Here is an 8,571-nt window from a genome sequence, read left to right on the forward strand (position 1 = left end):
TTCACAGCTCCATGCCGTCGTCCGGATCGAGCGCGATCTGACGCGCCACGCCCCGAACAAGGCGAGCCATCCGGCTGCTGCTCGATGCGAGATCATCCGTCTCGTCAGGCGCTTCGATCTCGAACTCGTTGACGAGAAGCAGCTCCGCCGCGGCCGGGAGAAGAGGATCGAGCTCGGGCTGACGTCGCAATTCGGACTCGGTCGATTCCTCCTGAACTTTCGCCACGGCAGTTGCGGCTGCCATCCCGGGTGGCGGAAGCGGCGACGGAAGCGCCGTCCAATCGTCAGGCTCCGGCTCGGCTCGAGCTGTGACAGCCGGTGGCGGCAGAATGCGCTCCCGCAACCGCGGGTCTTCGAAATAGCGCGCCTTCTTCGCCCGGATCGGCGGCGTGCCCGCCAGCATGACGATCTCGTCGCCGGCCGGCAGTTGCATGATCTCGCCGGGTGTCAGCAACGGTCGCGCCGTCTCCGAACGCGAAACCATGAGATGACCGAGCCAAGGCGAGAGGCGGTGACCGGCATAGTTCTTCATCGCCTTCAGCTCGGTCGCGGTGCCCAGTGCATCGGAGACGCGCTTGGCGGTGCGCTCGTCATTGGTCGCGAAGCTGACCCGTACATGACAGTTGTCCAAAATAGAATTGTTTGGGCCGTAGGCCTTCTCGATCTGGTTGAGCGACTGCGCGATCAGGAAGCTTTTCAAACCGTAACCGGCCATGAAAGCGAGCGCGGATTCGAAGAAGTCGAGCCGTCCCAGCGCCGGGAACTCGTCCAGCATCAGAAGCAATCGATGGCGATCCGTCCTGGCCTGCAGATCCTCTGTCAGACGGCGGCCGATCTGGTTGAGGATGAGACGGATCAGCGGCTTGGTGCGACTGATGTCGGAGGGTGGAACGACGAGATAGAGCGTCGCCGGACGAGGATCGGCAACCAGGTCGGCGATGCGCCAGCCGCATGCGCGCGTCACCTCCGCCACCACCGGATCGCGATAGAGCCCAAGGAAGGACATCGCGGTCGAGAGCACGCCGGAGCGTTCATTGTCCGACTTGTTCAACAACTCACGGGCGGCGCTGGCGATGACCGGGTGCGGACCGCCCTCCCCCAGATGCGGCGTCGTCATCATCGCGGCCAAGGTCGATTCGATCGGCCGCTTCGGATCGGACAGGAAGGCGGCGACGCCGGCAAGCGTCTTGTCCGGTCCGGCATAGAGCACATGCAGGATGGCGCCGACCAGGAGCGCGTGGCTCGTCTTTTCCCAGTGGTTGCGCCTTTCCAGCGAGCCCTCGGGGTCGACCAAGATGTCAGCGATGTTTTGCACATCGCGGACTTCCCATTCACCCCTGCGAACCTCGAGCAAAGGATTGTATGCGTCCGATCTTGCATTGGTCGGATCAAACAGCAGCACCCGGCCGTGGCGGGCGCGGAAGCCGGCGGTCAGAGCCCAATTCTCGCCCTTGATGTCATGGACGATCGCCGAGCCAGGCCAGGTCAGCAGCGAAGGCACAACAAGCCCGACACCCTTTCCCGAACGCGTCGGTGCAAAGCAAAGCACATGCTCAGGCCCGTCGTGGCGCAGATAGTGAGTTCCATAGCGCCCCAGCACCACGCCGTCGGGGGCAAGCAGGCCTGCCGCCTGCACCTCGCTCCTTTCGGCCCAGCGCGCAGAGCCATAGGTCGCGACCTTCGTCGCCTCGCGAGCACGCCACAGCGACATGCCGATCGCTACGGCGATCGCGATGAAGCCGCCCGAGGCGGCAATCAGACCCCCACGCGCGAAGATGGCCGGCGCATAGGCGTCGTAGAAATACCACCACCAGAAAATGGCGGGTGGATAATAGACTGGCATGCCGCCGATGACGAACCAAGGCGTTCCCAGCCGCTCCTGATAGCCCAGCTGCCAGGCCGACCATTGCGTCGAGGCCCAGATCGTGAGGAGCACGATCAGGAAGACCACGACAATCTGTCCCCAAAGCACTTTCGTTCCCGACATTCGCTTCTCCTTGTGGCGAGAGGTCAGCAAGGTGACGCGAGATGCAACAGCCGTCTGACGCCGATCGCATCGCATCGTGCCGTCGGCAAGGAAGACAGGGAATCGGGAAGCCCAAGAGCCAGGGGCGCGAGCGAGGGCGCTGTCCTCTTGGACTGCGCATTTGAGTAGCAGACATCATACGCGATTGCGTATATCCTGTAGCTATACGCATTTGCGTATGCGACAGATTTATACGCGATCACGTATATTGCAAAGCCATACGCGATCGCGTATATACGCTCCAGGAGACGACCATGACCCACCAGATCGCTCGCAACGAAAAGCAACTCGGCGCCATTCTGCGTCGCGCCCGCAGGCAAGCCGATCTCACGCAAGAGACGCTTGGCAGCCGGATCCACCTGCGTCAGGCCACCATGTCTCGTCTTGAAGCCGGCGAGCCGGCAGTGCAGCTCAGTACGTTGATGGCTGCGCTCTCCGCCCTCGACCTTGAACTCGTCGTTCGCCCGCGCAGCAAAAGCAGCGCGACCGAGATCGCGGACCTGTTCTGATGGCGCGGCGGCCGGCTCACACGCCGCTAAATGTCTTCGTGAACGGTCGGCTGGTGGGCGTGCTGCGCAGGCAATCCACCGGCGCCGTGGACTTTCAATATGCCCGCGAATGGCTGGACTGGCACGGCACCTTCCCTGTCTCGCTTTCGCTTCCCTTGCGGGAGGACCGCTATATCGGCGCGCCTGTAGTCAATGTCTTCGACAACCTGCTTCCCGACAATGACGGCATCCGCAAGCGTATTGCCGAACGTGTCGGGGCGGAGGGCACCGACGCCTACAGCATGCTTGCCGCCCTCGGCCATGACTGCGTCGGCGCATTGCAATTCCTGCCTGATGGCGTGGATCCCGGCAGTCCTGGCAGCAGCGAAGGCAAGCCGGTCAGCAAAAAGGATATCGCCGGGATAATCGCAAACCTCGCTGTCGCCCCGCTTGGCCTCGGCGAGGATGAGGATTTCCGCATCTCGATCGCCGGTGCCCAGGAAAAGACGGCGCTGCTACGCAAGGACAGACGCTGGTACAAGCCGGTCGGCACGGCGGCGACCACCCACATCCTGAAACCGCAGATCGGCAGGTTGCCGAATGGCATCGACCTCTCCAACAGCGTTGAGAACGAATATCTGTGCCTTAAGCTGATCGATGCTTTCGGCGTTCCCGCCGCCAAAACTGAGATCGCCGACTTCGGGGAGCGCCGTACCCTGATCGTCGAGCGGTTCGACCGGTTGTGGACCGCGGATGGCCGTCTCATGCGCCTTCCACAGGAGGATATGTGTCAAGCACTGTCGGTCCCGCCAACACGCAAGTACCAGTCAGAGGGCGGTCCCGGCATGCCGTCGATTATCGAGCTTCTTAAGGGCAGTGACAGGCCCGAAGACGACATCTCGCTGTTTTTGCGTGCCTGCATAATATTCTGGCTCATTGGCGCGACCGACGGCCACGCCAAGAACTTCAGCATTTTTCTCGGGCCCGGCGGGCGGTTTCGGATGACGCCGCTCTATGACGTGCTGACCGCGCAGCCCAGCCTTGATGCTGGGCAGATCCCTCGCAAGAAATTCAAGCTGGCGATGTCTGCCGGCAAGAGCCGGCATTATTCCATACATGAAATTGTGCCCCGCCATTTCATGCAGACTGCAGACATTTCCGGCGTGGGGGCGCCCCTGATGCGCAAGATTTTCGAAGACATCTCCGGAAATGCCGAGCGGTGGACCGAGGCCGTGATTTCGTCGCTGCCACGTCACTTTCCCGCACAGCTCGTCGAGTCGGTCAGATCGGCGATAATCAGGCGCGCGATAATCCTCGCCGAGACACGCTGATCAAGCCCGGAGGGCGGCCGGACAAAATTCAGGGCCACCCAACCTGGACATTCGATATCGACATCCCCCTGCGGCGCAGCTAAGCCTCTTGTCGGCACCCACCGGATCGCCATCTTCGGAATCTCCTGCCGCAGCTTCGCGCCTATCGCCAGGCTGTCGCGCGCCGTGACGAAGGCCTCGTAGCGTTCGCCCGCCTCCTGCACGCGCGCAGGCGCATAAGTTAACGGGCAGGCCGGCGCGACCGACCAGCGCGGCCCGAGGTGCCGCCGAACGCCAAGTCTGCATACCGCAATTGTGTCGCCGTCCAAGTCGTCAGCACCACGGCTCAGGAAAACCGTGAGATCTGCCCCCCAAAGGATTTTTCGCGGCCGACATGGCAGGATCATTCGTTCTGCTGCTAGAGACCTAGCCCGCGCTTGCGGGCAAAGCTCCAATCGACACCGCCATCGCCGCGCGCGCTGCCGCTGACACGCTGGCCAAGGTGCTTTTCGAGCGAAGGCGTCCAGGGCACGAGCTGAAAGCCGAGGCCATCGTCGATCATCGCGAAACGGCCGGACGCGAGCGCAAAGCGCTGGCTGTAGGTGCCGGACACGAATTCGCCGCTTGCCGCACGGTTGAACGAGCGGCCGGTCTGGGTCGCGATCCTGCCGCCCAGCGCGTCGAGCTCCCTGCGGCGCAGCGTGTCGATCAAGTTGCCGGCAAAGACGGTCCCGCCCGGCTGCCGCTCGGCCAGCCCCAGTCCGACCAAGTGCTCGACGCGCCGATCAAGCGCCTGGCGCACCTCGGCACCGAAGCCGCCGTCGGAAAGAGCCGCCGCAGGACGGGCAAGCGCCTGCCGGTCGAGCCAGGTCGCCCCCTCCGCAACCACCTGTCTGTCGATGTCGAGATCGGAGCGCACGGCAAGCGCCAGCCGCGGGCGTCCCTGAGCGTCCTCAAATTTGCGCAGTTCGACGACTGAGCCCGGCGCGCCGTCGCCCGTCGCCTCGAGATCGGCGAGCCGGACATGATGACAACGTCCGTCGACGCCATCGATGACCGCATAGGCCGTGCCCTTGAGTTCGTCATCCAGTCCGCGCTCGATCAGACGGCCGACAATCGTCTCATCGACGTTCTCAGCGGCAAGCACATAGCTGGCGCTCGGGCGTTCGATGTCGCGGACCGCGAATGCCCGATGCATGCGCTTGACGATGTCGCCGCGCTCACCCATCTGGCGCAGCGTCGCCTCGGCTCTCTCGCTGACGATCCATTGGCCAGGACCGAGCTGTTCAGCGAGGCCGAGCGTTTCCAGCCTGCGCAGCCGCCCGATCTTTGGCGCGATGAATTCGTCAGGCTGGCGACCGGCACGTGGCGCAAGATCGATGACACCGTTGTCGCCTGCGTCGCGGAGCAACTGGCGGTCGAGCCCGGTCCACCGCTCGGCCTCGACCTGGCGCTCGACGTGCCGGCGGATCTCAAGATCCGACCGGGGGCCAAGCTCCTGCGTGACGAGCTCGCTGGCGCGATCGCGCATGCCGCGGCTGATGTAGTCGCGCGAGATCACCAGGTCCTGGCCGTCGTCGGCCCGGCCGCGCAGGATGACGTGGACATGAGGATTGTCGGTGTTCCAATGATCGACCGCGATCCAGTCGAGCGATGTGCCGAGATCCTTCTGCATCCGGCCCATGAGATCACGGGTGAAGGATTTCAGGTCGGCCATTTCGACGGCATCCTCGGGCGAGACGATGAAGCGGAAATGATGCCGGTCTTCGTTGCAGCGCTTGACGAAATCCGCAGTCGACGCATCGTCGACCTCCGGTCCGAACATTCGGGCTTTCGTGTCGTCGCGTGTGACGCCCTCGCGGCGCAAATAATTGAGGTGGGTCGCCAGCGGCGCGCCACGTTTCGAATGGCGAACCACGCGGGTCTTGATCGTGCAGATGCGGGAGCGGCCGGTGAGGAAGCGGTTGGCTTGAAGGCTCGCTGCCCTGCCGCGTCCGAACTGCGAGCGCTTGCCTGTCCCGATCCGGCCTGACCGGGACACGCTGCCGCCAGCCTTTTGCGCTGCCGCAAGCGCCTGGGCGATGAAGGGCCGCGACGATTGAGCTCGCGTCGAGCGAATGCGGCCCGGACGGATACGGAACTCGTGCTCATCAGACACGGCGCCCGCCCTCACCTTGCCATAAGTACAGCAAATACAACAATTTGCATGTTCTCAGCACATTGCGCCGAGGTGCCGCAATGTGCGAGAAGCGGCAAAAAACCCAATAAATGCAACCAACCGACCGCAGCACAATGTGCGCCCTTTTATCTTGCCATCCTTCGGTTGTTGCCTTGTCGCCTTGTGCCCTATGCGCCTCGAAGCCTGCGACGTCCAAAGAGGCGCCGGGGCGCGATTTGGCGGAGACTTCATCATCGCCGCGATGTCCGGACGTAAGACCCGGTGAACAGTCGGCGCGGCTGCGAACTGGCCGCAAAAAGTTTGCGCACCAACAGTGACGATGAGACCTCGAAAGAAGCGTGCTCGCCGGACGAACGACTGGAACCGGCCAGGGACCCGGACCGCACTATGAACAGCGGCGCGAGGTTCCAAGTGATGGCCTTCGCATGACCGGCGGTGAGCGCGCCGGGCGCATCACCGCCGCGCCACAAAGGGCGAAGCTTCGTAACATAGGCGCGGGTTTCGGCCGGCAGCGGGCGGCCCTTTAAGGACGCTTCGTAGCGCGCCGGCCCCGCATTGTAGGCAGCGAGAAACCCCGGTGAACCGTATCGATCATAGAGCTCGCGAAGATAGGCGGTGCCGGCAAGGATGTTGTCGTGCGGATCATAAGGATCGCTGCCGAGCTGGTGACGCAGGCGCAGCTCAGCCCAGGTTTCGGGCATGATCTGCATCAGACCCACTGCCCCTTTTCGCGAGACGGCGCGCGGGTCGCGGGCGCTCTCGAGGTGCATGACTGCCCGTATCCAGAGCTGAGGAATACGGAAGCGATGCGACGCCTCGGCGATATGCGCGGCATATGGATCGTCCGCGGGCATGCGTGGCCCCGGGGCGCTCTGTGCAACGGCCTCCGTCATCGCGTGACAAAAAATCAGCATGCCAGCGACAAGCCAACGTGCTTGCCTCCGACCAGGCAACCAACTGACGGGGCGGCTTTCGTGCGCATATTTCGGCGCCGATGGCGCACTCATCGAGCACGCTCCGGCCGCGATTTCGGCCGGATCCAGCGCAGCGACCAGGAACCGTCGTCGGAGCGGAAGAGACCGGCGCGAAAGCGTCGGCCAAACAGCGGATCTTCCAATCGGCAGGACAGATAGTCGCCAGCCGTCTGCCCGGTTTCCTTCCAGGCCGCGCCGACCTCGGGGCCGCTGCCATCGCCGATGTGAATGCGAAAATCCGGCGCATTGCCGTTGGACGTCCTGATCGGGACAAGCGCCAGCTCGACGTCCACGAGCAGCGTTCGAATGCGTCCGGAGTAACCGGATTCCGTTTCCTGGAAGACGCCGATCTCGGCCATGGACAATCTCCTTCCTCTTGTTGGCTGTGCTGAATTTCAGTTCGCGGGAGCGAGCCAGGTGAAGTGGCCATCGCCCCTCTCGTCGGTCCAAAGCGGCATCGCGCGCCCAATGATCGAGCTCGCCGGGAACGGGCCGAAGTAGCGGCCGTCGAGACTGTCCTGGACATCCCGGTTCATGGCGAAGATTTGGTCGGCGGCGATGATGTGGCAGCCCTGCCAGTCAGGCAGCGCGCGTCCCTTGCGATCGCGCTCCAGTGCGGTGCCCATCGCGATCCCGTCGACCATGATAACGCCAGCAACGCGACAAACTTCCTGTCCAGGAAGCGCTTCGATGTGCTTCAGCATTGGCACACCAAGCGGAAGGTAACCGCGCTTGGCGGCGAACCGAGCGACGGTCTCCGGCGGTTCGATGACGGCGAGCGCGCCGGCCGTTGGAACGGCCATTCTCCGGATCGCATAGAGCCCGAGGGGTGCGCTGGCCGATGCGTTCCATAGCAGCAGCGGCGGCATTTCCACAGCAGCTGGAGCGACGATCGCGGCAACGGCCGCAAGCGTCACGGCCACGCAGGCGGCCCGGCTCATGATGTCGCTCGCTTGCGCAACAGAAAGGCCCGGTGCTGCTCGAGCGAATAGGCGCGCGGCGTTCCGCCGGCAACCAGTCGGTTGTGGGTCTGACACCAATAGTCAGGGGCGGCATCGACCGGATCAAGGCCGATCGCCTCGATCGCATCGATCAGTTGAAGAACCCGCTCAACCTTGTCCCAGCCTGCGATCTTGAGCAGGATCTCGGCGCCTGGCCGGACGTAAGGCAGCGTCTGGTAAGCTTCTGAGGGCAAGACGGCGCGCACGATGTCGATGCACGAAACGACGGTGCCAAAATCATTCGCCGCCCAGCGCACGAAGGCAAAAACACTGCCCGGCGCAAATCCCACGACGCGACGCCGCGTGTCGATGATCGTCTGATCGGCAGGGCGTCCGAAGCGGATCCGGTGCTCGATCCGCTTCTCGATCCAGATCAGCTCCACAGTCGTGAGGCCGGCGCGCGGCGTCGATTGAGGAAACCGCGTCATGCGTCGCCTCCACCGCGTCGGCCGACAAATCGCGGCTTCTGCTCCCCGCGGTCGATCCGCGGCTGCTCCGCAAGAATGTTAGATTGAGAGTTAGACTCCAAGTTAAGAGCGCGATTTTTCGTTTCGGGTCCGTTCCTTAAGGCCGATCGCGGTTCCCGAAAGCAC

The 8,571-nt window shown here is 63.5% G+C and carries 9 protein-coding genes; 2 read left to right on the forward strand and 7 right to left on the reverse strand.

Annotated elements, in window-relative coordinates:
- Window position 1 precedes the first annotated feature (1 nt).
- Window positions 2-1,987 carry a conjugal transfer protein TraG gene (locus FJ423_RS24185; protein ID WP_140845550.1) on the reverse strand — a complete coding sequence of 662 codons (1,986 nt, stop codon included), beginning with the start codon at window positions 1,985-1,987 and terminating at the stop codon, window positions 2-4.
- A 293-nt stretch (window positions 1,988-2,280) separates the two neighbouring features.
- Between FJ423_RS24185 and FJ423_RS24190 the strand changes: the two genes are divergently transcribed.
- Together FJ423_RS24190 and FJ423_RS24195 are read left to right on the forward strand one after the other, a co-directional pair.
- Window positions 2,281-2,535, forward strand: a complete 255-nt coding sequence (locus FJ423_RS24190; RefSeq protein WP_140845551.1) for a helix-turn-helix transcriptional regulator — start codon at window positions 2,281-2,283, stop codon at window positions 2,533-2,535.
- Window positions 2,535-3,845, forward strand: coding sequence for a type II toxin-antitoxin system HipA family toxin (locus FJ423_RS24195; protein WP_140845552.1), 1,311 nt, complete (start codon window positions 2,535-2,537; stop codon window positions 3,843-3,845). Before FJ423_RS24190 ends, FJ423_RS24195 begins: the two co-directional genes overlap by 1 nt.
- Here the strand turns inward: FJ423_RS24195 and FJ423_RS24200 are convergent.
- From FJ423_RS24200 to FJ423_RS24225, 6 genes are all read right to left on the reverse strand, one after another.
- Entirely contained in the window at window positions 3,767-4,153 is a 387-nt protein-coding gene (locus FJ423_RS24200) for a hypothetical protein (protein ID WP_140845553.1), read from the reverse strand. The two genes, FJ423_RS24195 and FJ423_RS24200, sit on opposite strands and share 79 nt — an antisense overlap.
- An 89-nt stretch (window positions 4,154-4,242) precedes the next feature.
- On the reverse strand, window positions 4,243-5,982 hold the full coding sequence (locus tag FJ423_RS24205; protein WP_140845554.1) for a VirD2 family relaxase/mobilization nuclease: 1,740 nt from the start codon (window positions 5,980-5,982) through the stop codon (window positions 4,243-4,245).
- A gap of 251 nt (window positions 5,983-6,233) precedes the next feature.
- Window positions 6,234-6,896 carry a lytic transglycosylase domain-containing protein gene (locus FJ423_RS24210; protein ID WP_246680271.1) on the reverse strand — a complete coding sequence of 221 codons (663 nt, stop codon included), beginning with the start codon at window positions 6,894-6,896 and terminating at the stop codon, window positions 6,234-6,236.
- Window positions 6,897-7,006: 110 nt separating this feature from the next.
- Window positions 7,007-7,336, reverse strand: coding sequence for a DUF736 family protein (locus FJ423_RS24215; RefSeq protein WP_140845556.1), 330 nt, complete (start codon window positions 7,334-7,336; stop codon window positions 7,007-7,009).
- Window positions 7,337-7,372: 36 nt separating this feature from the next.
- Window positions 7,373-7,918 carry a S26 family signal peptidase gene (locus FJ423_RS24220; RefSeq protein ID WP_140845557.1) on the reverse strand — a complete coding sequence of 182 codons (546 nt, stop codon included), beginning with the start codon at window positions 7,916-7,918 and terminating at the stop codon, window positions 7,373-7,375.
- Window positions 7,915-8,406 carry a DUF2840 domain-containing protein gene (locus tag FJ423_RS24225; RefSeq protein ID WP_140845558.1) on the reverse strand — a complete coding sequence of 164 codons (492 nt, stop codon included), beginning with the start codon at window positions 8,404-8,406 and terminating at the stop codon, window positions 7,915-7,917. Before FJ423_RS24225 ends, FJ423_RS24220 begins: the two co-directional genes overlap by 4 nt.
- Window positions 8,407-8,571: the final 165 nt, after the last annotated feature.

Source organism: Mesorhizobium sp. B2-8-9 (genome assembly GCF_006439475.1).
GTDB lineage: Bacteria > Pseudomonadota > Alphaproteobacteria > Rhizobiales > Rhizobiaceae > Mesorhizobium.